Source organism: Zobellia uliginosa (genome assembly GCF_900156625.1).
GTDB classification, from domain to species: Bacteria; Bacteroidota; Bacteroidia; order Flavobacteriales; family Flavobacteriaceae; genus Zobellia; species Zobellia uliginosa.
Genome location: NZ_FTOB01000004.1, coordinates 873261 through 899861, shown reverse-complemented (window position 1 = coordinate 899861; position 26601 = coordinate 873261). Strand labels below are relative to the sequence as shown.

At 42.7% G+C, this 26601-nt stretch carries 23 protein-coding genes and 2 tRNA genes; 16 read left to right on the top strand and 9 right to left on the bottom strand.

The window, feature by feature from the left end:
- Positions 1-28 precede the first annotated feature (28 nt).
- From BW980_RS16440 to BW980_RS16420, 5 genes are all read left to right on the top strand, one after another.
- A complete protein-coding gene (locus BW980_RS16440; protein WP_076456236.1) occupies positions 29-2443 on the top strand; it encodes a TonB-dependent receptor in 2415 nt (804 codons plus the stop codon).
- 20 nt (positions 2444-2463) lie between these two features.
- Positions 2464-3846 (top strand): hypothetical protein, encoded by a 1383-nt coding sequence (locus BW980_RS16435; protein WP_076456235.1) that lies wholly within the window; start codon positions 2464-2466, stop codon positions 3844-3846.
- A gap of 81 nt (positions 3847-3927) precedes the next feature.
- The gene (locus BW980_RS16430; protein ID WP_083690504.1) at positions 3928-5439 is read left to right on the top strand and encodes an ankyrin repeat domain-containing protein; all 1512 of its coding nucleotides are present in this window, start codon (positions 3928-3930) and stop codon (positions 5437-5439) included.
- 6 nt (positions 5440-5445) lie between these two features.
- Complete coding sequence (locus tag BW980_RS16425) at positions 5446-5943, top strand: DUF2271 domain-containing protein (RefSeq protein ID WP_076456234.1); 498 nt, start codon at positions 5446-5448, stop codon at positions 5941-5943.
- Positions 5944-5948: 5 nt separating this feature from the next.
- Positions 5949-8144, top strand: a complete 2196-nt coding sequence (locus BW980_RS16420; protein ID WP_076456233.1) for a PepSY domain-containing protein — start codon at positions 5949-5951, stop codon at positions 8142-8144.
- A 43-nt stretch (positions 8145-8187) separates the two neighbouring features.
- Here the strand turns inward: BW980_RS16420 and BW980_RS16415 are convergent, their stop codons facing one another.
- The 6 genes from BW980_RS16415 to tgt all read right to left on the bottom strand — a co-directional run bounded on the left by BW980_RS16415 (position 8188) and on the right by tgt (position 15393).
- Positions 8188-9453, bottom strand: coding sequence for an asparagine synthetase B (locus BW980_RS16415; protein ID WP_076456232.1), 1266 nt, complete (start codon positions 9451-9453; stop codon positions 8188-8190).
- Positions 9454-9561: 108 nt separating this feature from the next.
- The gene (dnaB, locus tag BW980_RS16410) at positions 9562-11109 is read right to left on the bottom strand and encodes a replicative DNA helicase (RefSeq protein WP_076456231.1); all 1548 of its coding nucleotides are present in this window, start codon (positions 11107-11109) and stop codon (positions 9562-9564) included.
- A gap of 155 nt (positions 11110-11264) precedes the next feature.
- On the bottom strand, positions 11265-12218 hold the full coding sequence (locus tag BW980_RS16405) for an acetyl-CoA carboxylase carboxyltransferase subunit alpha (RefSeq protein ID WP_076456230.1): 954 nt from the start codon (positions 12216-12218) through the stop codon (positions 11265-11267).
- Between the two features lie 48 nt (positions 12219-12266).
- Entirely contained in the window at positions 12267-13160 is an 894-nt protein-coding gene (locus BW980_RS16400) for a DMT family transporter (protein ID WP_076456229.1), read from the bottom strand.
- 20 nt (positions 13161-13180) lie between these two features.
- Positions 13181-14263 (bottom strand): LptF/LptG family permease, encoded by a 1083-nt coding sequence (locus BW980_RS16395; protein ID WP_076456228.1) that lies wholly within the window; start codon positions 14261-14263, stop codon positions 13181-13183.
- Complete coding sequence (gene tgt / locus BW980_RS16390) at positions 14263-15393, bottom strand: tRNA guanosine(34) transglycosylase Tgt (protein WP_046287948.1); 1131 nt, start codon at positions 15391-15393, stop codon at positions 14263-14265. Before tgt ends, BW980_RS16395 begins: the two co-directional genes overlap by 1 nt.
- 261 nt (positions 15394-15654) lie before the next feature.
- On the opposite strand from tgt, the gene BW980_RS16385 reads away from it, so the two are divergent.
- From BW980_RS16385 to BW980_RS16375, 3 genes are all read left to right on the top strand, one after another.
- Positions 15655-16530 (top strand): transketolase, encoded by an 876-nt coding sequence (locus BW980_RS16385; RefSeq protein ID WP_256439066.1) that lies wholly within the window; start codon positions 15655-15657, stop codon positions 16528-16530.
- Between the two features lie 61 nt (positions 16531-16591).
- Positions 16592-17545, top strand: a complete 954-nt coding sequence (locus BW980_RS16380; RefSeq protein WP_076456226.1) for a transketolase family protein — start codon at positions 16592-16594, stop codon at positions 17543-17545.
- A gap of 47 nt (positions 17546-17592) precedes the next feature.
- The gene (locus BW980_RS16375) at positions 17593-18186 is read left to right on the top strand and encodes a porin family protein (protein WP_076456225.1); all 594 of its coding nucleotides are present in this window, start codon (positions 17593-17595) and stop codon (positions 18184-18186) included.
- Positions 18187-18267: 81 nt separating this feature from the next.
- Here BW980_RS16375 and BW980_RS16370 read toward each other — a convergent pair whose 3' ends face one another.
- Positions 18268-19179: an FKBP-type peptidyl-prolyl cis-trans isomerase gene (locus BW980_RS16370; RefSeq protein ID WP_139327709.1), complete on the bottom strand. Its 912-nt coding sequence runs from the start codon at positions 19177-19179 to the stop codon at positions 18268-18270.
- An 83-nt stretch (positions 19180-19262) separates the two neighbouring features.
- Here BW980_RS16370 and BW980_RS16365 point away from each other — a divergent pair, with 83 nt between their 5' ends.
- Both BW980_RS16365 and BW980_RS16360 read left to right on the top strand, forming a co-directional pair.
- Positions 19263-19664, top strand: a complete 402-nt coding sequence (locus tag BW980_RS16365) for an RNA-binding S4 domain-containing protein (protein WP_076456224.1) — start codon at positions 19263-19265, stop codon at positions 19662-19664.
- 53 nt (positions 19665-19717) lie between these two features.
- Positions 19718-20215, top strand: a complete 498-nt coding sequence (locus tag BW980_RS16360; protein WP_076456223.1) for a phosphoribosyltransferase family protein — start codon at positions 19718-19720, stop codon at positions 20213-20215.
- On the opposite strand, the gene BW980_RS16355 is transcribed toward BW980_RS16360, so the two are convergent.
- Positions 20207-20722: a shikimate kinase gene (locus BW980_RS16355; RefSeq protein ID WP_076456305.1), complete on the bottom strand. Its 516-nt coding sequence runs from the start codon at positions 20720-20722 to the stop codon at positions 20207-20209. The two genes, BW980_RS16360 and BW980_RS16355, sit on opposite strands and share 9 nt — an antisense overlap.
- Positions 20723-20860: 138 nt before the next feature.
- On the opposite strand from BW980_RS16355, the gene BW980_RS16350 reads away from it, so the two are divergent.
- Positions 20861-20936, top strand: a tRNA-Lys gene (locus BW980_RS16350).
- 96 nt (positions 20937-21032) lie between these two features.
- A tRNA-Lys gene (locus BW980_RS16345) sits at positions 21033-21108 on the top strand.
- A 178-nt stretch (positions 21109-21286) separates the two neighbouring features.
- Here the strand turns inward: BW980_RS16345 and BW980_RS16340 are convergent.
- On the bottom strand, positions 21287-21748 hold the full coding sequence (locus BW980_RS16340) for an Lrp/AsnC family transcriptional regulator (RefSeq protein ID WP_076456222.1): 462 nt from the start codon (positions 21746-21748) through the stop codon (positions 21287-21289).
- Between the two features lie 165 nt (positions 21749-21913).
- Here BW980_RS16340 and BW980_RS16335 point away from each other — a divergent pair, with 165 nt between their 5' ends.
- The 4 genes from BW980_RS16335 to BW980_RS16320 all read left to right on the top strand — a co-directional run bounded on the left by BW980_RS16335 (position 21914) and on the right by BW980_RS16320 (position 26599).
- Complete coding sequence (locus BW980_RS16335; RefSeq protein WP_076456221.1) at positions 21914-22888, top strand: NAD-dependent epimerase/dehydratase family protein; 975 nt, start codon at positions 21914-21916, stop codon at positions 22886-22888.
- On the top strand, positions 22873-24072 hold the full coding sequence (kbl, locus tag BW980_RS16330) for a glycine C-acetyltransferase (protein ID WP_076456220.1): 1200 nt from the start codon (positions 22873-22875) through the stop codon (positions 24070-24072). The genes BW980_RS16335 and kbl overlap by 16 nt, the downstream gene beginning before the upstream one ends.
- Before the next feature lie 597 nt (positions 24073-24669).
- Positions 24670-25263, top strand: coding sequence for an RNA polymerase sigma factor (locus tag BW980_RS16325; protein ID WP_076456219.1), 594 nt, complete (start codon positions 24670-24672; stop codon positions 25261-25263).
- Positions 25264-25405: 142 nt separating this feature from the next.
- The gene (locus tag BW980_RS16320; RefSeq protein WP_076456218.1) at positions 25406-26599 is read left to right on the top strand and encodes a FecR family protein; all 1194 of its coding nucleotides are present in this window, start codon (positions 25406-25408) and stop codon (positions 26597-26599) included.
- The last annotated feature ends 2 nt before the right edge of the window (positions 26600-26601 follow it).

Sequence of the window (26601 nt, the reverse complement as noted above, 5' to 3'; positions counted from 1 at the left end):
AGAATAATAGATTATTTTTCAAAATAATATGAAGAACATATTTGCGGCTTTCTTTTTACTAGTTGTCTTCTCTGCCCAATGTCAAGAAGCCTCATCAACCATATCCGGTATTGTGACCGACGCCTATGGAAGGCCCTTGTCATTCGCCAGTATTATACTTGAAAACCTAAAATTGGGTGTTCTTACAGATGATAACGGGGCATACTCCATTCATCAGGTACCTAAGGGAAACCATAAATTGAAGGTTTCGTATATCGGTTACGGTACAAACTCAAAGCTTATTGAGGTCAACGAAAAAAACACCAATCTTAAAATAGATTTCGCCTTAAAGGAAAGTGTCGAGAATCTAGACGAGGTAACCGTTAACGGAAAGACGAAGAAAACCTCCCTCGAAACAAAGGGGTTTGCCGTAAACTCGGTCGAAACCAAGGAAGCAGGACTCAGAAGCATTCAAACCAATGAGTTATTGAATACTACGGTCGGTGTAAAAATACGACAGAACGGTGGTTTAGGTTCTAATGTCAAATACAGCTTAAACGGCCTATCCGGTAGATCTGTCAGCATTTTTATCGATGGAATTCCCATTTCCATATATGGTTCATCCTTTAGCCTGAACAGCATTCCTCCTTCAATGATCAAAAACATTGAAGTTTACAAAGGGGTAGTACCAGGGCACTTATCTAGTGACGCCGTTGGTGGCGCCATTAACATTGTACTTCACGAAGGAGCCAAAAATAACCTGAACGCTTCGGTTTCATACGGGTCGTTTAATACCATACAGACAAGTTTGAACGGGGCGTATCGATTCGATAAATCAGGTTTTACCATAAAGGCATCGGCCTTTCATAATTACTCTGACAACGATTATAAAATTTCAGGCAGAACCATTGTCGATATTGCCCCCAATGGGATAGAAACACCTATTGTCGCTAGAAGGTTTTATGATGCCTATAGATCTACCGGAGGTATGGCACAGGTCGGTTTTACAAATGTGGAATGGACCGATCAATTTTTAGTCGGTGTTACCGCTTCCGATGAGTACAAACAAGTACAACATGGCACTTTTGTAACCAAACTACCCTACAAAGGCCGATTTTTGGAATCGGACGCCATTCTAGGAAACCTAACGTTTAAAAAGAAAAATCTATTCATAAAAGGACTCGACCTAAATATCAACGGGGTATACGGCAAACGCAATCGCATTATAAACGATACAGTGGCCCAAGCTTATAGTTGGACCGGGAAAAGAAGAATCAGGTTCGACGGGGAATATCTCGATTACATCTGGGATTCACAAAATGAAAACGGTCCTACACTGGCGAAAATTACCCGCAATGTATCCTCTATACGTTCAGGCCTGTCCTATACCATAAACGACAACCATAAAATCTTATTGAACCATGTATATAGTGGTGTAGACCGAGAAGATAGTGACGAAATGATATCGCTACTCGAAAACACTTTCCATCAAACTAGCGACCTTTATAAGAATATTATTTCCCTAAGCTACGAACTACAAGCCTTTGAAAGTAAGTTTAAGCTAAATGCCTTTGGAAAACATTACATTCAAAAAGTACTAAATACACAACCCGTATTTAACGATGACAATACCCAAGTCATAGATGAAGTTTACCAAAGCGATAAAGATTATACAGGATACGGTTTTGCGGCTTCTTATGCGATTCTTCCCTCCATTACTTTCTTGACATCTGCAGAAAAGGCCATTCGTTTGCCCAGTGAAAAAGAAGTGTTTGGGGATGCCGGGGATAATTTGCTTCCCAACCTGACTATTCAACCCGAAACAAGCAACAATGTAAACCTCGGTATACGACTGGGAAAATTCAACCTTAATAAACACGGATTCACCTTAACCTCCAACTTCTTTGCCAGAAATATTGAAAACCGTATTGGATTACCTACAAATGCAGATGGACTTAGGGAAAGTGATGAGTTCGTACAATATACCAACTTGGAAAACACTGCGGAATCTAAAGGAATTGAAGGAGAGTTCCATTATACCTACAACAACAATCTAGGTTTTAATTTCAATATCACACGGATGAGTTTGACCACGGTAAATTCGGGTGTTGAGACCAACGTTCCCAACGTACCCCTATTTACCATGAATGCTGGTTTACGGTATACCTTCAAAAATTTTATTCAAGAAAAATCACGCCTAAACTTATTCTACAATACCTACTATACCGATGAGTTTAGCTACAAATTCGCCCAAGGAAAAAATACGACAGGGGAAGAAGAGTTTCTAGTTCCAGAACAGCTATCGCATGACTTTGGGCTGAGCTATACCTTTCCAAAAGAGGATTTTGTATTGAGCTTTGATGTCAAGAATATATTCGACCAAGCCATATACGACAACCTATCCGTACAAAAACCGGGAAGGGCTTTTTACCTAAAACTGAATTATACTATCAATAATCTCTAATTATCTAAATAGATTCTATTATGAAACGACCCTTATTAAACTTAAAATCGTACGCCACTGCGTTATTTGCCATAGGTTTAATGACCGCCTGTAGCAGCGATGATAACACCGTAACTCCCGATCAAGAAGAACAGGAAGAGGAGCAAGAGGAGGAAGCATCTAGATGGATTACCGTTGCCGGAGCCAAAATGGGCGAAAACCCAGGTGATGGAAATGGCGGAACCTTAATTTATTCCGTAAGCAGCGAAGACGCCAAAGACCCAACAGTACAAATAGACCCGTTTAACAACGGCTTTGTGGCCCCGTCTAACCGAACGGCCAGACTGCAAGCTTCGGAAGATGGCAATACTATTTTCAACATCAGCTATGCCGGGGATACCGGTGGTAATTACACCAAATATATCGTAGAGGGCGAAGGAAAGTTTACCCCTACCGGATCGGAAATAAGTATAGCCCCTTATGTAGGTACTGCACCGCGATGGATCAAATTATTCGATGGGGACAAAACCGGTGCTGCCGTTTATGTGTCAACGGAACATCAAGTGGATGATAACGATACCCCTAAGGATGTAACCGATGACAATTACCTATATACAAATTCGACCATTGGCGTAGTTACCTTAGACTTGGTAGATTCTCAAATCAACAACTTTCAAGAGCATGTTATTACCCTTAGTGAGGAGGAATCTGCAGCAGGATATTATATCTCTAGAATCGATATGCCCGTTCTTAATGCCGCCGGAGATAAACTGTATATTGGGGCGCGTGTGAGCAAGGTCGACCCTGCCACTGTTGAAAGCGATACAGATTATGAGGTTTTAGGCGCTAAAACCATAGTCCTAGACTATCCTTCTTTGCTAAACCCTACTATCATCTCTTCAAGCATAGGCCGTGGAAACACCAATGGATACCGCAGTATCAACGCTTTTCTATATGACGGAAGCGTCTACCAAGCCAACCAGAGCGACCCTGAAGGCTCACATATCTTAAAAATTGGATCGAATAACCAATATGACGATTCTTACGACTTCAATTTAGATGACGCCCTAGGTGTAGAAGGCGCATATGTATTGGCCTGGAGACCAGCAGCAAACGGAAAGGCAGTTCTGGCTTACCGTCATGATGGTTCTGCAGAAGGTATTTCGGGGAGAGGAGAAAGCTTTTTTGCCTTAGTTGACTTAAATGCAAAAACAGCGACCACAATAAACGATATTCCTTATGAGGTAGATTTTGAATTATTCCAATACCAAGGGTATGCAGTAGATGGAAACGAAATCTATCTTACACAAGCTCCTGTTGGAAAAAATGGAAACATTTATGTTATAGATACCGAAACCGGTACAGTAACGAAAGGTGCCGAGTTAGTCAATGCCGAAGGAAGCCACTTTATCGGCGCTTGGTAAACCTAAAAATTATCAGCTTCAATATGCCATTATCGGGTCTACGGCCCGGTAATGGTTTTAGCAATTTAAAACCCTATTACGATGAACATGAAAATAAATTTACTTAGAACCCTGACCTTAGTACTCGGTTTCGCCCTTGTTTCAGTAAGTGCCATGGCCCAACGCAATGCGCCGCGCGACCCTAATCCGTTTTTAAATAAAGACTACTGGGAAAAACAACCTAGTATCGGTACCATTCAGGCCACCATAAAAGAAGGCCATTCGGTTACCGAAGCTAACCGTGGTGGCTTTGACGCCACGACCTTCGCCATTTTCAGTAAAAACCCGATTAGCACCGTTCAGTTTTTGATGGACCAAGGCAACGACATCAACAAGCGCACCCACGATTCCCGAACCTATGTATTTTGGGCGGCTTCAAGTGGTAATCTTGAGCTCGTAAAATATTTAATAGATAAAGGCGCCAAGCTAGACCTTGTGGATTCCCACGGATATGGCCCTATTTCGTTCACCGCGGCAACAGGACAAGAGAACACCGCCATCTATGACGCATTCATCGAAGGGGGTGTCGATTTGAAAAAGGAGAAAGACCATCATGGGAAAAACGCCCTGCTAACTGCTGTTGGAAGGGCCAAAAACCTAGATGTTGTAGATTATTTTATTGGAAAAGGCCTAAACCTAAACAGTGTGGACGACCACGGAAATGGCGCATTCCATTATGCCGCCCAAGGTGGAAATATCGATATTCTTAAGGAATTAGTTAAACGAGGGGTGTCTACGGCAAAAAATGAATCGACCGGTGAAAATGCCATTTTCTTTGCCAGTAAAGGAAGGGGTGCTTCCGTGGAACTTTTTAAGTATTTAGAGGGATTGGGCCTCAATGCCAATATAAGCACAAAAAAGGGAGAAAACCCACTGCATAATTTAGCCAGTTCATCGAAAGACATCAAGGTTTTTAAGTATTTCGAAGAAAAAGGTGTTGACCCCAATGCCGTAGATGAAGAAGGGAATACCCCCCTTTTAAAAGCTGCAGCAAGAAACGAGCTTAGCATTGTAAAATACCTGGCCGAAAAAACAAAGAAAATCGATCATTCCGATAGCAAAGGACAAACGGCCTTGGCCCTAGCCCTTCAAAACAACAGTACCGATGTTGTGTCTTACTTGATCTCTAAAGGCGCCGATGTTCAGGTCAAGGACAATAAAGGAAACAATCTTGCCGCCTATCTTTTCGGTAGCCGGGGCAAGCCACGTGATTTCGATGCCAAGGTGGCCGCATTAAAAGCCAAAGGTTTTGACTTTAAACAATTACAAGCCGATAATAGCTCGGTATGGCATTTGGCCGTTTCGAAAAACAACTTGGACCTACTGCAAAAAGTAAGTGCATTTGGCGCGGACATCAATGGCAAGGACAAAGATGGAAATACCCCCTTGCATTATGCGGCCATGAAGACTGAAAATGCAGAAATACTAAAGTATTTGATAAAGAACGGGGCAGACCTTAAGTCCACTACCGAATTTGGTGAAACTGCACACGACTTGGCCAGTGAGAACGAGCTATTGGCCAAAAACAAGGTAAACCTTCAATTTTTAAACTAAAATTCCATGAAAAATATCGTAATAAAGACCGTTGGGGCCTTAGGTTTGGCATCTGCAATCTTTCTATTATCTTCTTTTATTAAGGAAGCGGAAGTAAGTTACAAATGTATGATTCAAATGACCAACTACACGGGCGAAAAGGCCTATGTTGTGGTTTCGTTGATCAATCCTGAAGGAAAATACGAAAAAACCTTATACATTCAAGGAGATGACAAAGAGTGGTTTCCCGATTTAAAAAACTGGTGGAACTTCACCGATGGCATCGGTGAAAACGTAGATGCCCTTTCGGGCGCTACAATTGGAAACGGTGAGCGAAACGTAATTTCTTTAGGCTTTAACGCTTCGCACATAGACGCTGGTTATAAAGTTCGTTTTGAGTCCGCCGTAGAAAACCAAGAATATTACGCCGTAGATGCGGAAATTGAATTGAACTCGGCTACCATAAAGGATAAGGTAAACGGAAAGGGTTACATCCGTTACATTAGAATGGTACCTAATAGATAGTTTTTATGATGGTATCGGTATGGAGGTATAGCCATTTGGTATTTGCCATTGCCTCGTCTATTTTTCTATTGATAGCATCGGTTACCGGTGTTATTCTTGCCGTAGAGCCAATTTTGAACAAAATTGAACCCTACAGTGTTTCCGGGGCCGATGAACTTTCATTGGCCGAAACCCTTGGGCATATCCATACGAAATATGAAGAAGTCTTGGCCGTTAAGCGCGACCGAAACGGTTTTGTTAGTGCCACGGCCATCGTAGATGGAAAGAACGATGAGTTTTACATCGATCCATTTACTGGTGAAAAATTGGGGAGCCTTATTCAAAAAAAGCCCTTCTTTCAATTTGCCACCAACCTCCACCGCTCTCTTTTTTTGAAATCCACTGGACGTTTTCTCATTGGCTTCGCCTCTTTTCTTTTAATTCTCATCAGTATTTCGGGCATAGTGCTCATTGCAAAGAGACAAGGGGGCTACAAGCAATTTTTTGCGCCTGTTGTTCGCGAGAACTTTTCTCAATACCACCACGTTGTATATGCAAGATGGACCCTAATTCCGCTTTTGGTATTAGCCCTAACGGGAGTATACCTTTCCTTGCTTCGCTTTGATGTTATACCCGATCCCAAAGTTTCATTGCAAGTCGATTTTGATTCTATTCAAGAGGAACCTATAAGAGAATACACGCAATTTGACCTGTTCAGAAACACGCCCCTATCCGAGCTTCGTGAATTGGAATATCCCTTTTCGGAATTTGTAGAAGACTATTATATCATTCGGTTAAAGGACAGGGAAGTATATCTCAACCAAGTTACCGGAGAGGTTCTTGCCGAAGAAAAATACCCTGGCCTTCAGGTCATGTCGTCATGGGCAAGGGTTTTGCATACCGGGGAAGGAAGCATTATTTGGTCTATAGTACTCGGTTTCGGAAGCTTGGCCATCCCTTTTTTAACGGTAACGGGCTTTATCGTATACTTCAGAAGGCCTAAAACCAAAATCAAAAATGCATATGCAAAACATGAAAGTGAATATATAGTCTTGGTAGGAACGGAAGCAGGCAGTACCCTTCAATTTGCCCAAGAATTTCACAAACAACTATTATCCGCAGGAAAGAAAAGCCATCTGGCCCTGATGAACCAGTACTCCCTTTTCAAAAAAATGGAGCATTTGGTCGTTATTACGGCTACGTACGGACAAGGGGAAGCCCCCGCTTCGGGAGAGAAGTTTATACAACTGGTCAAAAAACATCGGCAGAAACAAGCTTTTGATTTTAGCGTTGTAGGCTTTGGTTCGACGGCCTACCCCAATTTCTGTCAATTTGCCTACGAAACCCATACCGCCTTAGAAGCCTCCGATAAAGGTATCGCCCTACACGAGGTATTTACGGTCAACGACCAATCTTTTGAATCTTTCAATAATTGGTTTATGGCCTGGTCAAAGAAAATGGACCTATCCATTCATTTGGAAAAACCAAAATTGCTCGGCAGTTCAAAACCGGCATCTACCTTTAAGGTCATTCATAAAGCGGAACTCCCCGAAGAGGATACCTTCCTTTTAAGCCTTAAAAACCTGAATGGGTCAAAACCTGTTTCAGGTGATCTGTTATCGGTAGTACCCACCGAAGGGGCTCGCGAGCGCTTATATTCCATTGGCAAGGTAAATACGGACACGCTGGTAATCAGCATCCGAAGACACGACAAAGGCTTATGTTCCAACTATCTACACCAACTGAGGCAAGGCGAAAAACTCACCGCTACCGTGGTAAACAATAGGAATTTCCATTTTCCAAAGCACGCCAAAAAAATCGTGTTTATCGCCACAGGTACCGGCATTGGTCCTTTTTTGGGAATGATACAGGAGAATGTCAAAAGAAGGGAAATCCATTTGTATTGGGGAGCGAGAACTAAGGATTCGTTCGACCTGTATAAAGATTATATCGACAAGGCCATTCGAGAAGGTAAATTAACCGATTTTAAAACGGCCTATTCGCGTCAACAAGCTGAAAAAATGTACGTTCAGAACTTAATCCAACGAGATAAGGACTTGTTTTTAGATGTCTTAAAAAACAAAGGATGCATTATGATCTGTGGATCCATAGCCATGCAAAAAGAAGTGCTCGAAGAACTGCAACTGTTAAGCAATGAATACTTGGGCAAAGACCTCAGTCATTACCAAAACCGCAAACAGATCAAAATGGATTGTTATTGATTGGCGGAAGTTGAATCCACGAACACAAGGGAATCTACTCAGTTTAGGTCTTTTGCTTCTTTTTTCTAGCTGCCGGAAACAATACATTATTCAATATCAAACGATACCCGGGAGAATTGGGATGTAGCTCCAATTCCGTTTTCGGGTCACCTACCCTATGTTGGTAGTCTTCCGGGTCATGCCCGCCATAGAAGGTAAAAAAACCTTTTCCTTTTACCCCATGAATGTAACGGGCCTCGCCATTTTGTTTGTTTTCTCCGAGCACCAAAACGGTCGATTTGACCGCTTCCCTCATAAACGAGGTGGTCTGCCCCATAAAACCTTTGACCAAGGCCGTGTGGTTTTGACAGAGCATGGTGGGTACTGCATCCCATTTTGCGGAGAAGTCCATTAAGGAAAAATAATCGTATTCCTTAGATATATTGCCCCTCTTGCTTGTCATGTCTATGGACGAAAACTCGTATTTCAAGGGATTTCGCTCCAGTGTAAAATCGGTAAAAGCAAAGGTTCTATCAAAATTCAACTTGCCTTGATAGTTTGCATCGCTCGGGTCGTTGTCGAACATAGGTTCACAAATATCGACTCCCTTGGCGGAAAGGGCTATATCAAAACTATCGGTAGCAGAACACATGGCGAACATAAAGCCTCCCCCGATAACGTACTCCCTAATCTTTTCGGCTACGGCACTTTTCACTTCGGAAACTTTAGAAAACCCCATTCGTTCGGCCAGTGCTTCGGCCTCCTTCTTTTGTTCTATGTACCAAGGTGCCGCCCGATAAGCTCCGTAAAACTTGCCGTATTGGCCGGTAAAATCTTCGTGGTGCAAATGCAGCCAATCGTACAACGCCAGTTTATCACCCAACACTTCTTCGTCATAGACCGTTACATAGGGAATTTCGGCATAGGTCAAGACCATGGTCACCGCGTCGTCCCAAGGTTGGTTTCCCTTGGGGCTATACACCGCAATCTTAGGAGCTTTCTCCAAAATGACCGCATCTTGATTTTTGGAAGGGCTACTTATTTCGTTCAGTATTCCTTCGGTTTGACTATCGGACAAAATTTCAAAGGAAACCCCACGTATCTGACATTCCTTTCTTATGACTTCACCATCGGGCAACAAAAAAGAACCTCCCCTATAATTTAGGAGCCATTGTACCTTTTGCTGCTTGGAAAGCACCCAATAGGTGATACCATATGCCTTGAGATGGTCTTTCTGCCCTTCGGCATCCATAGGGATCAGAATGGCAGAAGCGGAAACCTGCAAAACACCTACCAAGATAAAAAGAGTAGACAAAAGCGATTTTACCATATTTCTAGCACTTTGATTTTTTCTAAAGATACTTGAAAAAGCGCGTTTATTATGACCGCCTAAGTTAAAGCTATTAAAAAACTTGTTGTAGGATCTTCAATTCAGGCCTTAAAACGGAACATCGTTGTCGTCATCCGCGTTCAAGTCGTTCATAGAACTACCGAAAGCCTGGTTGGCATCGGGCAGGTTCTTTGTAATGAACGGATTGTCTTCGTTCTCGTTCATTTTAGACTGAAACTCAAAGGGAGAATCAAAGTCATCAAGGTTATCGAACTTACCGAGATTTCCGATAAACTTCAGACGAATGTTCTCAAGTCCACCGTTACGGTGTTTGGCCACGATAAATTCCGCCTGTCCTTGTGTCGGGCTTCGTTCCTCATCATCCCATTCATCGATTTTGTAGTATTCGGGACGGAAAATAAAGGATACAATATCCGCATCCTGCTCGATCGCACCCGATTCACGTAAATCGGAAAGCAAGGGTCTTTTACTACCCCCACGGGTTTCAACCGCACGGGATAGCTGTGACAGTGCAATAACCGGTATGTTCAATTCTTTTGCCAAGGCCTTGAGGTTACGTGAAATGGTCGAGATTTCCTGTTCACGGTTACCTCCCTTTCCAGTACCACCGGCCGTCATTAGCTGTAAGTAGTCAATTATAATGATCTTGATATCATGCTGCGAAGCCAAACGTCTCGCCTTGGCCCGTAAATCGAAAATGGATAAAGACGGGGTATCATCGATGAACAAGGGGGCCTTTTCAAGCGCCTTTACTTTTACGTTCAACTGTTCCCACTCATGCTTCTCCAGCTTTCCCGTCCTCAATTTTTCCGATGAGAGTCCTGTTTCCGAAGAAATAAGACGGGTAATCAACTGTACGGAAGACATCTCACAGGAGAAAAACGCAACGGCTTGACCACCGTCTACCGCAATATTCCTTGCCATAGACAAGGTAAGGGCCGTTTTACCCATACCGGGACGTGCCGCTACAATGATCAAGTCACTGGGCTGCCAACCCGAGGTCAGTTTATCGAGTTTATCAAATCCGGTAGCGATACCGCTCATACCTTCTTTGTTGGAAATCTCCTCAATTTTTTTCTTTGCCTGAATTACCAAATCCATGGCAGTTTCGGCAGAACGCTTCAGGTTACCTTGGGTAACGTCGTAAAGCTTAGATTCCGCACTGTCCAATAAATCGAAAACATCGGTAGACTCATCATAGGCCTCTTCGATGATTTCATTGGAGATTTTAATAAGGCTACGCTGTATAAACTTCTGAAGGATAATCCGCGCATGAAACTCGATATGCGCCGAAGAAGCTACTTTTTGCGTCAGTTTTATAAGGTAGAAATCACCACCTACGGCCTCTAAACGACCATCTTTCTTCAATTGTGACGAAACGGTTAATAAATCGACCGGTTCTGAACTTTCAAACAACTTAAAGATGGCCTCATAGATGTACCTATGGGCATCTTTGTAGAAAACATCAGGATGTAGAATATCAATAACTTCATCTACGCCCTTTTTATCAATCATCATAGCACCGAGCACAACCTCTTCTAAATCAACAGATTGCGGCGGTATCTTACCTCGCTCCAAGTTGATCAAGGTAGATTTATCAATTTTGCGACCTATGACCGGATTAATTTTTTCCATTGTACGAAAATATGCAATTAAGTGACTAAAAAAATGAAGTATAATTCACAGGTAATCAACATTCCCCTGTTAATAAGTTACGATTTTATGTTGATAACAAAAAAAATCTGAAGAAAGTTTCCTTCAGATTTTGACCGGCTTGTGAAATGCGCCCGTTAACCGTTAAAAACACCCATTTGAGCGTACTTATCCATTCGGGCACTGACCAATTCTTTTGGGGATAACTTTTCCAATACCTCAAATTGGGCCACAATTTTATTCTTGACGACTTCAAAAGTCTTTTCACGATTGGCGTGGGCTCCACCTGCGGGCTCACGGACAATCTCGTCGATCAATTTCAATTTTTTCATATCGGTAGCGGTAAGTTTCAATGCTTCGGCAGCTACTTCCTTATACTCCCAACTTCTCCAAAGAATGGAAGAACACGATTCAGGTGAAATTACGGAGTACCAAGTGTTTTCCAGCATAAGGACCCTATCGCCTACTCCTATGCCCAAGGCACCACCAGAGGCTCCTTCACCAATAATGACCACTATAATGGGCACCTTTAAACGTGTCATCTCAAGTATATTACGGGCTATCGCCTCGCCTTGACCACGCTCTTCCGCCTCAATACCGGCAGCACCACCAGGTGTATCGATAAAGCATACGACAGGTATATTGAATTTTTCGGCAGATTTCATTAAGCGCAAGGCTTTTCGATACCCCTCAGGGTTTGCCATACCGAAATTCCGGTATTGTCTGGTCTTGGTATTGTATCCTTTTTGTTGACCGATGAACATAAAACTCTGATCACCGATTTTACCCAAGCCCCCTATCATGGCCTTATCGTCCTTTACATTTCTATCGCCATGAAGCTCTAAAAACGTATCGCCACAAATGGCGTTGATATAATCTAGGGTATAAGGTCTATTGGGATGTCTTGACAACTGAACCCTTTGCCAAGCGGTAAGGTTCTTGTAGATTTCCTTTCGGGTATCGGCCAATTTCTTTTCAATCTGCTTGCAGGTTTCCGATACATCAACATCGCTTTCTTGTCCGATAATCATGCATTTATCCAACTGCTCTTCAAGCTCTTTTATCGGGAGTTCAAAATCGAGATATTCCATTAGTAGTGTAATAGGTTTAGTTTGATAGGCAAATATAGAACTTTAAGCTTATCCCTTGAAGGGTTTTTTAAACCTTCTCCGATTTTTCAATATTCCATTGGCCAGAACCGTCAACAGAATAATGCCTCCGCCCAAATAGAACAGGGGGTTCATTTTTTCCGAATCCCCTAAAATCAAAAAGGCCAAAACGATACCGTAGACCGGCTCTAGATTAATGGTAAGCATTACGGTATAAGGGCTTATAAACTTTAAGATCTTCACAGAGGCAATAAATGCATAAGCCGTACAGACCGAGGCCAAAATGAACAGATAGAGCAGATCATCGGACGACAATTGAAAAAATCGGGCATTAAAACTTCCTTGAAAGGCCAAAAATATACTGAGCAGGCCCACCCCGCTCAATAGCTCGTAAAAAGAAATGACCGAGGGTTTCTCTTTTTGGATCAACTTGCCGTTGATCATTGAAAAAAGGGCCGAAAGAAACGATGACACCAGCGCGATCAGAATACCATAGAGGTATTGGGTATCGACCTTAAAGATCATGTACAGGCCCAACATTACCACGATACCGAATACGACCTCGTACCATATCATTTTTCGCTTATACCAAAACGGCTCGATCAAGGCCGTAAAAAATGCCCCCGTAGACATCGTGGCCAATGCTATGGAAACATTCGACACCTTTATGGCCATAAAGAAGGTGACCCAATGCAGGGCGATTACAATTCCCGCACCTATTAAGGCCAGAAGCATTTTAGGGCTTACCTTTAAGGAATACCGCTTAGCGAATAGGTAGAAGAATATCAGCACCGCCGCCATAAGCATACGGTACCACACCAAAGGCATGGCATCAAGGGTAATAAGCTTGCCCAAAACCGCGGTAAATCCCCAGATAAAGACAATAAAATGTAAATGCAGGTAATTTTTGAGCTGTGCCCCCATGCCTTTTTATAGCTATCGTATTATCGTTTGGCCCTCTGCAGCAACACTACCGCGAGAATACCGAAAAGCATGTTCGGGATCAATACCGCCAACAGGGGAGAAAAACCCGATTGCTCGGCCAATGTACCAAAAACCTTGTCAAAGAAAACGAACACAAAGGCCACGATAATACCAAAGGCCAGATTGATCCCCATACCTCCCCTTCGTTTTACCGAGGAAACGGCCACCGCTATAATGGTCAGGATAAAGGCCGTTATCGGCAAGGCCCATCGTTTATATTTCACCAGAACGTAGGCATTGATATTGGAAGCCCCTTTGAGCTTCTGATCTTTGATAAAGCGATTGAGCTCAAAAATATTCTTGGTTTCCGCGGCATAGGACACGGGCGTAAGGTCGCTTATATTAAAGGCAAAAAGGGTGTCTAAACGGCGCTTGGTTTCCACTAGGGCCGTATCGTTATAGATTTTTCGCTTTTTATACGTGGTGAGGCGATAGACACTGTCTTTTTCCACCCATCTGATATTGGCCGCCGATATCTTGAACTTCAATTGGTTCTCTTTATCAAAACGCTCAAAGGTAAAGTTATAGCCGATTTGGCGCGCGGGGTCAAAGCTACTTACGTAAATGAAGTCATTTGCATTCAATTGCGTAAAAATATTATTGGTCACCCGGTCTTGTTTTCCTTTCTTAAGATACTTGTATTTAAACTCGTTAAAACCCTTGCTAGCATTAGGTACTATAAACATACCCATGACAAACATAATTACCGCAATAATAGAGGCACCAATAATATAGGGGCGCAAGAATCTAGAGTACGACACACCTGAACTAAGAATGGCCACAATTTCTGTATTTCCCGCCAATTTAGAGGTAAAGAAAATTATAGACAGAAAGAGGAAAATAGGAAATAGAAGACTTCCTATGTAGATGGTAAAGTTTCCAAAATAGACGAGTATTTCATCCAACGGAGCTTCGTTGGCCTGCATCTTTCCTATCTGCTCGGCCAAATGGGCCATGATACCGATAGGGATGAATAGCAAGATCATCACCGAGAAAGTGACCAAATATCGCTTAAGTATATATTTATCTAATATGGTAAGCACTACAATCGTTTATCCATTTGTTTCACCATACGGTCTTTCCATTCGGTAAAATCTCCTGCTAAAATATGCTTTCGAGCTTCACGAACCAACCAAAGATAGAATCCCAGGTTGTGAATAGTGGCTATTTGCTTGCCCAAATACTCCTTAGCTACGAACAAATGGCGCAAATAGGCCTTTGAATACTCTAGGTCTACAAAGGTAATCCCCATTTCATCGACGGGAGAAAAATCATCTTCCCACTTCTTGTTCTTTATATTAATCGTTCCATGGGCCGTAAACAACATTCCGTTTCGCGCATTTCTCGTAGGCATTACACAATCAAACATATCGATTCCCAAGGCAATGTTCTCCAAAATATTGATAGGCGTACCTACCCCCATCAGGTATCTCGGCTTGTCTTCGGGCAATATTTCGCAGACCACCTCGGTCATAGCGTACATTTCCTCGGCAGGCTCACCAACGGACAGGCCACCGATGGCATTGCCTTCGGCCCCTACCCCGGCGATATACTCGGCCGAGCGTTTTCTTAGATCGGTATAGGTAGAACCCTGTACTATCGGGAAAAACGCCTGTGAATAATCATATTCAAAAGGGGTCTTTTTTAAGTGCGTTATACACCGCTCCAGCCACCTGTGGGTCATATGCATAGACCGTTCGGCATAGCGATAATCGCATGGATAAGGCGTACATTCGTCAAAGGCCATAATGATATCGGCCCCAATGACACGCTGTATTTCCATTACGTTTTCCGGTGTAAAAAGATGGGTCGTACCGTCAATATGCGACTTAAACTTTACCCCTTCTTCCTTTATCTTACGATTGCCCGAAAGGGAATACACTTGATACCCCCCACTGTCGGTAAGGATGTTCCTATCCCACCCCATAAACTTATGGAGTCCCCCGGCCTTCTTTAGAATTTCCGTCTTGGGCCGAAGGAAAAGGTGATAGGTATTTCCCAAAATAATATCGGGATTGATATCTTCCTTCAATTCACGCTGGTGCACACTTTTCACCGAAGCAACGGTACCTACCGGCATGAATATGGGTGTTTCTATTACGCCGTGATCGGTAACCATGGTTCCGGCACGGGCTTTACTCTTAGGGTCTGTATGATGTAAGGTAAACTTCAAAATAGTATTTATGGGCGCAAAGATAAACAACTGCCTAGCATAAAAGCCCTAAGGAAAAAATAAAGTTTGTCCTATACCCGGGTTTCCAACTACCGAATCTAGCTTTTTCACTTCCCTTACCTCTCTCTTTCAACAAATTCCATCCAAATAAACGGCTCTGGCATAAAACCTTGCCAACTGTTGCTTTTATCACTCTTTTTTTGATTTGAGGGCAAAAATAAACAAGGTGCGATTTGTATTCCCAAAAGATTGCGATTACATTTGAAAACTACTAAAAACGAACATTTACAAATGGCAAAATTAGACGAACTACAAGATATCGTAGTACAGACCCGAAGGGATATTCTACGCATGGTACACAAGGTAAATTCAGGTCACCCAGGGGGGTCTTTGGGCTGTACCGAATTTTTGGTCGCGCTTTACAATGAAGTAATGGACCTTAAAGAAGGTTTTGATATGGACGGTAAGGACGAAGACCTTTTCTTTCTTTCAAACGGTCACATATCACCTGTATTTTACAGTGTTTTGGCAAGAAAGGGGTACTTTCCCGTGGAAGAATTGAACACCTTCCGTTTATTGAACTCCCGTCTTCAAGGACACCCGACTACCCACGAAGGCCTACCAGGGGTCCGTGTAGCATCGGGATCTTTAGGTCAAGGAATGTCTGTAGCGATCGGTGCGGCATTGGCCAAGAAATTGAACGGAGACGACCATTTGGTCTATAGTCTTCACGGTGATGGGGAATTACAGGAAGGCCAAAACTGGGAAGCCATTATGTACGCTGCAGGAAATAAAGTAGACAACTTGATCTCTACCATAGATAGGAACGGACAACAGATCGACGGCCCTACCGAAGAAGTACTTCCTTTAGGAAACCTAAAAGAGAAGTTCGAAGTTTTCGGATGGGATGTTCTTGAAGTAGCCGAAGGCAACAACCTTGAAGCCATAATCAACGGATTGAACGAGGCCAAGAGCAGAACAGGAAAAGGAAAACCCGTATGTATCATTCTAGATACCATGATGGGCAACGGTGTAGATTTTATGATGCACACCCACGCATGGCACGGTAAAGCACCTAGCGATGAGCAATTAGCGAACGCTTTAAGCCAGAACCCTGAAACCTTAGGTGATTATTAAAATTCCGAAACTATCTTAAAATTTTAGCTTTCCGCCTCGGAAACGACAAAAACTGAATAAAATGACAAAATATATAGATCAAGGAAAAAACGATACTAGAAGTGGCTATGGAGACGCCATGACCGAGTTGGGAAGAACCAACCCTAATGTAGTAGCCCTTTGTGCCGATTTAGTAGGTTCTTTAAAAATACAACCTTTTATTGACGAGAATCCCGAGAGATTCTTTCAAATAGGTATAGCCGAAGCCAACATGATGGGTATCGCAGCCGGACTTACCATTGGTGGAAAGATTCCTTTTGCCAGTACATTCGCCAACTTTGCCACAGGTAGGGTTTACGACCAGATCCGTCAGTCTATCGCCTACTCCGGAAAGAACGTAAAAATATGTGCTTCTCACGCTGGTGTAACCCTTGGTGAAGATGGCGCCACCCACCAGATTTTAGAGGATATCGGTATGATGAAAATGCTTCCGGGCATGACGGTCATCAACCCATGTGACTACAACCAAACGAAAGCCGCTACTTTGGCGATCGCCGAATATGACGGACCTGTATACTTGCGCTTTGGCCGACCAAAAGTAGCCAACTTTACCCCGGTCGACCAAAAATTCGAAATCGGTAAGGCCGTAATGTTAAGCGAAGGTACCGATGTAACCATAGTTGCCACAGGTCACTTGGTATGGGAAGCTTTGATCGCTGCGGAAAAACTGGAAGAACAAGGAATTTCAGCAGAGGTCATCAATATCCACACCATCAAACCCTTTGATGAGGAAGCGGTGTTAAAATCAGTTAAAAAAACCGGTTGCATCGTAACTGCCGAAGAACACAATTACTTGGGCGGACTCGGGGAAACAGTGGCCAGAACCCTTACAGTTCAGCATCCTACACCTCAAGAGTTCGTTGCAACGCAAGATACTTTTGGCGAAAGTGGTACCCCAGAACAACTTATGGAGAAGTACGGACTAAACAATAAAGCTATTGAGAAGGCCGTTTTAAGGGTATTGAAAAGGAAATAACAATGGTATCGTTTTTGATACTGTTGTGGTATTAAAAACGAGAACATATGAGAAGAACACTCCTTACAGCGGTTTTTGCCTTGGTAAGCATCGCTGCATTTTCGCAAAAAGATTTGGTAGAAATCGGTGTAAAAGCCGGCCTGAACTACAGTGCCAATGGAGACTATTTTGAATCCATTGGGGATGCGGCCAGAGACCCTGACCGAAACATGGGATACCATTTGGGATTATTTGGAAAAATCGGCATAAGCCGTATTTACTTCAGACCCGAATTGATGTACACCAAAACAAAGTCCGATTACAACGGAGACAAGTTCGACATCAGTAAGTTAGACATGCCTTTGTTGGTAGGCATCAAGGTCGTAGGTCCCTTACACGTATTTGCCGGACCGTCGTTCCAGTATATCCTAGATACCGAATTTGACGGTATCAGTATAGACGATATTGAAAACGACTTTAGTGTAGGTGCCAATATCGGAGCCGGTGTAGACCTAGGCAAGTTGGGTATCGATATTCGGTACGAAAGAGGCTTTAACAGCAACGAAGCTACCTTTATCAACACCAACATCACCGAACTAGGTCCAAGTCGCGTAGATGCGAGACCTGACCAGTTGATCGTTAGTTTGTCTTTGACTTTATAAGGAAAGGAACAGATTCCATAAAAAGAAAGCCCGAAACATGTGTTTCGGGCTTTCTTTTTTATTGGCAATAGTATCGCCTTTCTATTTTGTATCGGAATCTAGATAATCCGGTATGTTATCGCCATCGGCGTCAGGAAAAGTAACATTACCCTCTCCGTCCACTTCAATTTCATCGCTTGTCAACACCCCGTCATTATCGTCATCACTGTCTTGGTGATCCGGTAATCCATCACCATCGGTATCATCGTTGTTCAGGTTCCCATCATTGTTCAGGTCCTCCATGATAGACGGCACGCCATCTCCATCATAATCGGTATCCTTTACAAAAACACCCAACTCCAAAGTAAAGACCAAAGGCGAATAGGTAGGGATCAAAACACTAGGGGTACTATTATAATAAGCTAGGCCTGAGGGCATGATTACCATCCCTACACCTGCATCGCTTATCGTATACGTACCGTCTTCGTTCTCTACAACCGCTCCCCCCGACTTCAAATGTGAAACACCTTCGGCATACCCCCTTAAAAAACGGGGTAGATATTGCCACGAATAACTATCCGCTCCATCAAAGCGTGTTCCGTCCAACAAGGTTCCCTCGTATTTCACAAAAGTAGAATCCGCTACCGTAGGAGATTCCCCAACGCCTTCCTTTGCCACCAAATAATAGTAGGTATGGGCCAACTCTTCTTCCCCTTCCTCTGTAGTGGCCGTAACCGTTACCGATTTTGATTTCACTTGATCGATCAAGGGAATCACATCGGTATCGCCCTCCCCTATTTCCATCACTTTGATCTTATAATCAAAATCTTCGGTGGGGTTTTCGAATTCGGCATAATTGTAATAATGCGTTTTAAGATATTCCTGAATCTTAACTTCATCTTCACTCAAAACCTCGGTCAGAGGTCTTGGCGGTTCTATCGTGACACCTCCATCATCGTTATTACAAGACCATAGTACAACTACCAACGCCGACAAGGCAACTATTCGATTCATTATCATCAATTCATTTTTACAGCCGGCAAGATACAATTTTCCCTTATTTTTGTAGAGAGCCTTAACAAAGATTTTTAATAGTTATGCGAATTGACAAGTACTTGTGGAGCACCCGTTATTTTAAGACCCGGAACATGGCTTCTACGGCCTGTAAAAAAGGTCAGGTAAGAGTTAACGACCAAGTGGTCAAACCTTCCCGTGAGGTCTACCCTATGGATAAAATAATAGTACGTAAAGACCAGATCAACCTTCAACTTACGGTTTTGGACACCCCGAAAAGCCGGGTCGGTGCCAAATTGGTGGATATTTACAGAAAGGACACCACCCCAAAAGAAGCTTTTGAACATAACGAACTTTTAAAACAGGCCAAGGAACACTACCGAAAGAAAGGAACGGGAAGGCCTACCAAAAAAGACCGTCGCGATATTGAAGAGTACCTAGACGACCCCGAAGCCGCTCCCGACGATTTTGTCCAAAAAGAATAAAAACAGGCAGGTTTGCCCTTGGTTGGCTATATTTGAAATGAAAATACCCGTTTATGGAAAACAAAATACTTACGCACCAGCAGATCCAATATAAAATAGAACGCATTGCCTACCAGATTTACGAGGCCAATGTTGAAGAAAAGGAAATTATTATAGCCGGCATTGATGGCGGGGGCCTCAATTTTGCAAAAAAATTACAAAAGGTACTTGAGAAAGTCACCGATGCCGAAATCACGCTCTGCAAGGTAATAATGGACAAAAAGGACCCGTTGCGAAGTGGCGTAAAAACCTCGATCCCGGAATCGGAATACCAAGACAAATCCATTGTTCTGGTCGACGATGTCCTAAACTCGGGCACCACGCTCATTTACGGCGTTCACCATTTTCTAAAAACCCCTGTCAAACAACTTAAGACGGCGGTGCTAGTCAACAGAAACCATAAAAAATATCCCGTGAAAGCCGATTACAAGGGCATTTCCCTATCGACCTCCCTACAAGAACATGTACACGTGAAATTTCAGTCCAAAAACGATATGGTCTACCTAGACTAGGGCAGCATTTATTTCTTCCACAATATCTTTTACGTCTTTGGTATCGCAGGTAATGACCTTGCGGGCCAGGCTATAAAATTGGTTTCGTTCGAACAGGTGCTTGCCGATAAACTCGGGAAGCTCGTCTTCGGCTATGTTCTTGACCAATGGGCGTTCATCTTTCTCTTTTAAGAGGCGTTTGGTCAATTCGGAAATCGAAACTTTTAAGTAGAAGGTATTCTCCGTTTTTTCAGCAATCGATTTCATATTGTCGCCATAACAAGGGGTCCCACCGCCGAGCGACAGTACAAAATCATCTTTTTGATCAAGTACCTCGTTCAGGTATTGATGTTCCTTTTTTCTGAAATAGAGCTCCCCCCTTATTTTAAAGATATCTGAAACCGACATATTTTCGGCCTGTTCAATGTAATGGTCAAGATCTATGAATTCCAAGTTTCTTTTATGGGCCAATATTTTACCAATGGTACTCTTACCACTCCCCATATATCCTAACAATACTATTTTCACAATTTTATTTTGGCGTAAAAGTGGCTTATTTTCAGGGGATTTCAAAAAAAATTAAATTTATATAAAAAAGGGCTTGGAAAATAAAGTAATCGACTTATATTTGCACCCGCATTAAGGGAATCAATCCTGTATATGTTTGACCTGGTAGCTCAGTTGGTAGAGCATCTCCCTTTTAAGGAGAGGGTCCTGGGTTCGAGCCCCAGCCAGGTCACCAAATAAATAGTAGCCTCTTCAAAATAAAGAGGCTTTTTTATTTAAACACCTGAGCTTATTTTTTTAACAGAATACGCTTTCGTTCTTTACTTTTTTTGACCTGGTAGCTCAGTTGGTAGAGCATCTCCCTTTTAAGGAGAGGGTCCTGGGTTCGAGCCCCAGCCAGGTCACCACACCGGATATCCTCCGTGAGCAAAACCTCGTAAATCACATGATTTTCGAGGTTTTTTTTTGACTTGGTTTTTACCTAAATCCTGAATCTTAATTTCGGAATTTATAAAATTGTGGTGGAATAAAACCGATCGCCCATCACTAGCCGCCCTCAACACTATTTATGCTATGGAGCCTACCTTAGATATCGAACTCGGTTCCATGGGATATCTCCTTCAGCACAAAATAACTCTCCAACACGCCTATATTGTCGATCTTAGACAGTTTGGTCCTGACAAACTCATGATACCCCTCAAGGCTTTTCAAATGAATTTTTAGGAAGAAATCTACCTTGCCGGCCATATGGTAACACTCCTGAACCTCCTTTAATTCCTTTATCTGCTTTTCAAACGTATCGATAAACCCCTCATTGTGATAACGCAACGATACCATACAGATGGCACTTACGTGTTTCCCCAATTGTTTTTTGTTCAACAGGGCGACGTACTTTTTTATAAAGCCCCTTTTCTCCAAGCGCTTTATTCGTTCATAGACCGGAGAAGCCGTCATATGGAGCGATTCGGCTATTTCCTTGGCCGTCCGTTTCGCATCGACCTGCAAAATCCGTAAAATCTTTAAATCTATTTCATCTATCATTTCCATAGCAGTTAAAATTACTGGTGAGCGCAACACATCTACTTCTAAAAAGTAAAATATATTTCACATCTACATATACAAAGCTAAAATTACTTATTTTTTCAGTATCCAAAGGTTTTATTGTGGTAAAAACACTTGTTTACATAACTTTATACTTGTTAATATAAAGATATGAGCAAGCAAAAAATTTTGGTTACCGGGGCTAACGGTCAGTTAGGAACCGTGCTTAGCAAGGCCCTAATTGAACGATATGGCAATGATTCGGTCATCACTTCAGACCTTAGGGATAAAGCTAACACCCCAAATATTCATGAAATTTTAGATGCTACCGACACTGCCGGTCTTAAGCGTATTATTAGTACGCACGGCATTACAGAAGTCTATCATTTAGCGGCGGTTCTGTCGGCCAAGGGTGAAGAAGATCCGATCCGCACTTGGGAAATCAACCTTAAAAGTCTGCTTTCGGTTCTAAGTGTTGCGGCCGAACATAAATTGAACAAGGTATTTTTTCCTAGCTCAATTGCCGTTTACGGTGGTAACATCAAAAAATGGGATACGCCCCAAGACGCCCCTTTAAACCCTTCTACCGTTTACGGAATAAGCAAGGCTGCGGGCGAAAACTGGGCCAATTACTACTTTACCAAATACGGATTGGACGTGCGTTCCTTAAGATACCCCGGCATCATCGGGCATGAATCCCGACCCGGCGGTGGCACCACCGACTACGCCGTCGATATTTTCCACAAGGCCGTTCAGGGCCAAAAATTCGAATGTTACCTGCACGAAGATGCCACACTGCCCATGATCTATATGGACGATGCCATTAGGGCCACCATTGAACTTATGGAAGCCCCCAAGAACTGTATCAGCATTCGAACCTCCTACAATTTACAAGCTGCCAGTTTTAGACCCAAGGATGTCGCAAAGGCCATCAGAAAGTTCTATCCTGATTTTCAAATCGACTATAAACCCGATTTCCGACAAGACATCGCCGCTAGTTGGCCTTATTCATTAGACGACAGTAAAGCTCGCGAAGATTGGAAATGGCACCCACAATTCCATTTAAAGGATATTGTGGAAGAAATGATTTCGGAATTAAGCAAACAATACACTAAACAAGGTTACAAGACATGTACGACAATATAAAACAACAGTTTCAAGAAGAACTGGACTCCCTTGACGCGTCCGGACTATTTAAAAAAGAACGTATCATCACTACTCCGCAAGGGGCCTGCATCGACACAAAGGACCACACAAACACCCTCAACTTTTGTGCGAACAACTATTTAGGGCTTTCTGCCGACCCAGATGTCATTGAAGCCGGTATAGATGCAATGATGACCTATGGTTTCGGACTTTCATCGGTACGTTTTATCTGCGGGACCCAGAACATACATAAAGAACTGGAACAAAAGACGGCGGAATTTTTAGGTATGGAAGATTGCATCCTTTATGCTGCCGCATTCGACGCCAACGGAGGCGTATTCGAACCGCTACTGTCAAAAGAAGATGCCATCATCTCTGACGAATTGAACCACGCCAGCATTATAGACGGCATACGCTTATGCAAGGCCCAAAGGCACCGCTACAAGCACAACGACATGCAGGCCCTTGAGGAGGAACTAAAAAAAGCCTCCGGTGCAAGACGAAAGCTTATCGTCACCGATGGGGTCTTCTCTATGGACGGAACTATTGCCCAACTAGATAAAATCTGTGACTTGGCCGAGAAATACGGGGCCATGGTAATGGTAGACGAATGCCATGCCACTGGATTTATTGGGGAAACCGGAAGAGGAACCCATGAGTACAAAGGTGTAATGGGCCGGGTAGACATCATTACCGGCACCTATGGTAAAGCCTTGGGTGGGGCCTCAGGAGGTTTTACGGCCGCCAGAAAGGAAATCGTAGCCCTATTGCGACAAAAGTCGAGGCCCTACTTGTTCTCCAACACCCTTGCCCCGGCCATCGCAGGGGCTTCTTTAAAAGTTTTGGAACATTTGGAAAACTCCAATGAGCTTATCGAAAAACTCCGACAGAATACAGAGCAATTCCGAGCCGGAATGACCCAGGCCGGCTTTGACATCATACCGGGTACACACCCCATTGTTCCCGTAATGCTTTACGACGCGAAGTTGGCGCAGCAGTTTGCCTCAAAACTTCTGGAGGAAGGAATTTACGTGATAGCCTTCTTTTATCCCGTGGTACCCAAGGAAAAAGCCCGTATACGAGTGCAACTTTCGGCATCACACACGCAAGAGCAGATCGCTAAGGCCATAGCCGCATTTACCAAAGTGGGCACCGAACTCGGCGTATTGAATACCCTTGTGTAAAACACCATATATATTCTCGTCAAGAATTTGGGCTATGTCAAGTTCCGACCACACCCATAATCAAGGCCACTATAAACGGAGTAAAAATGGTGAAACCTCCTACCGTAGAAGAGGCGCTTAGTTTAACAACACCCGATAATCATGGAAAAAGCTGCAGATATCTTTCAACGGGAACACCAAAATGCCGAAACAGAATGCTTCCGTTTCCCATTAATCGAGAATAGCCTCTTATCCGATATGTAAAAACGGGGGTATTTACATTATTTTTTTAAGGAAGAAAAGGGTCGAATGTTACTTTAGAACACCTAGGTGGCAGCTAGGTGTTCCAAGTACATATCATCTACCACGAATGATTTGTGTAAGAAAGCACTGTATCCTACGGAAAGTTCTACAAAACAGGTAAATATGCGCTAAACGGCCGTCAACTTCATCATCCCGTATTCCCCATTATATTCGCGGCTGTTGAATAATCCTACACATATATTGCCATATATTTAGTTCATACTTCCCAAATTATGAATTTGATAAAATTTTATTGATTTTTTATTACTTTTACTTGCTGTGTTTTTTAAACGTAGTGCTACTGAAACATATCACTTGGACAAAAAAGTAATCTATATTGATGAGAAACTTGTTTCAAAACTCCAAAAAGGAGATGAACATGCTTATGAATTACTTTTCAACAAATACCACAAAGATATTTATAGGTACGCCTATAGTTTGATTAAATCCAAAGAACATGCCGAAGAGGTAGTTCAAGAGGTCTTCGTAAAAGTTTGGTTAAAGAGAGCTAAGCTTAAACCCGAACTATCTTTCAAATCATTTCTCTTCACAATTGCCAAAAACACGGCCTACGACTTTTTGGTAAAGGCATCGAAAGACCAAAAATTAAAACAGCACGTCTTTAACAACACTTCCGTTTCCTACTCCCCAGTGGAAAATTACATGCTCAACACCGAGTATGAATTGCTCAAAGAAAAAGCCATCAACAGCCTCCCCCCAAAAAGAAAGCTCATCTTCGAAATGTCGAGAAACGAAGGCAAGAGTTATCAAGATATCAGTTCGGAACTAGGTATTACCACCCAAACGGTCAAAAATCAAATGAGCCAAGCCTTGGGCAGTATTTCGGCTTTTCTTGAATCGTATGGAGGCATCACCTTTATGTTGCTGCAAATTCCGTACTTTTTTTAGCTTCCCTAAAAACCATAAAACACTCACTTCAAACAACTTACCTTTAAACCTTTCTTTTTCCTGTAATTTTTTTTGATTTTTTTTCAGAAGGGAATAGTACTTTTTTCCTTTACGGGAGTATTCTATATACAAACACTGATCAATGCATCAACACAAACCTATTTCCGAACTTTTAAAACGCTACATTCTCAATGAATGTGACGAGGAAGAGACTTCCTGGGTGATCTCCTATTTCCAAAGTTCTACAAATTCGAACGACATACCTTCCGTTGAAGAGGTATTGCAATTATTGAAAGAGCACCAAAAAACCGAAGCTACCTCCACGGACCTTTCCTTTGGTGATATATTGAAGACGGCCAAGGAAAAAGAACAGTCGATCCCGTCAAAAACAAAGTCGTCTACCTTGTGGCGTAAATATGCCTCTATAGCCGCCCTTTTCATAGGTGTGCTCGCTACGAGTTATTTCTTTTGGAAAGACAGCCAGGCAGACAACACAATGATCATACCGCCCAATGCCATTACCTTGGAAATGGAAGACGGCCAAATTCAGGTACTTAGTGAAGATGGCACAAAGCAAGTTATTGGCAAAAACGGAAATGTAGTAGGGCTACAAAAAGGAAACCAAATTGTTTACGAAGGTAGCAGTACCTCAGAAAAACCAATATTCAATACCCTTAAGGTGCCTTATGGCAAAAGGTTTGAACTAAAACTCTCCGATGGCACCGTTATAAATCTCAACGCAGGCACTTCCCTTAGATATCCTACCAATTTTTTAAAGGACCAAGACCGAACAGTGTATTTATCAGGGGAAGCCTTCTTTGACGTGGCCCAAGATTCTTTGCGCCCCTTTATCGTAAAAGCCGACCAATTGGACGTACGGGTGCTCGGTACGCATTTTAATGTTTCGTCCTATCCCGAAGATACCCAGACCAACGTAGTGCTCGTAGAAGGTTCCGTGGGGATGTATGAACAAACACAATCTTTCGACCAGCTAACAAGTACCATTCTAGAGCCTGGTTTTATGGGGTCATTTGAAAAAGAAAACGGTACGATAGAAACCCAAGAGGTCTCTACCGATATCTACACTTCTTGGATGAACGGAAACCTGGTCTTTCGCAATATGACCTTTGAAAGCATCTTGAAGAAAATGGAGCGACATTATAACGTATCCATAACCAATAACAACACCCGATTGGGGGAAGAAATCTTTAATGCAAGCTACGCGAACATCACCATACAAAAAGTACTCGAAGATTTAAGGGTGACCTACGGCATAGATTATTCAATAAACGACACTCACATAACAATTAACCAAAACCCTGCATCTATGAAATAAAC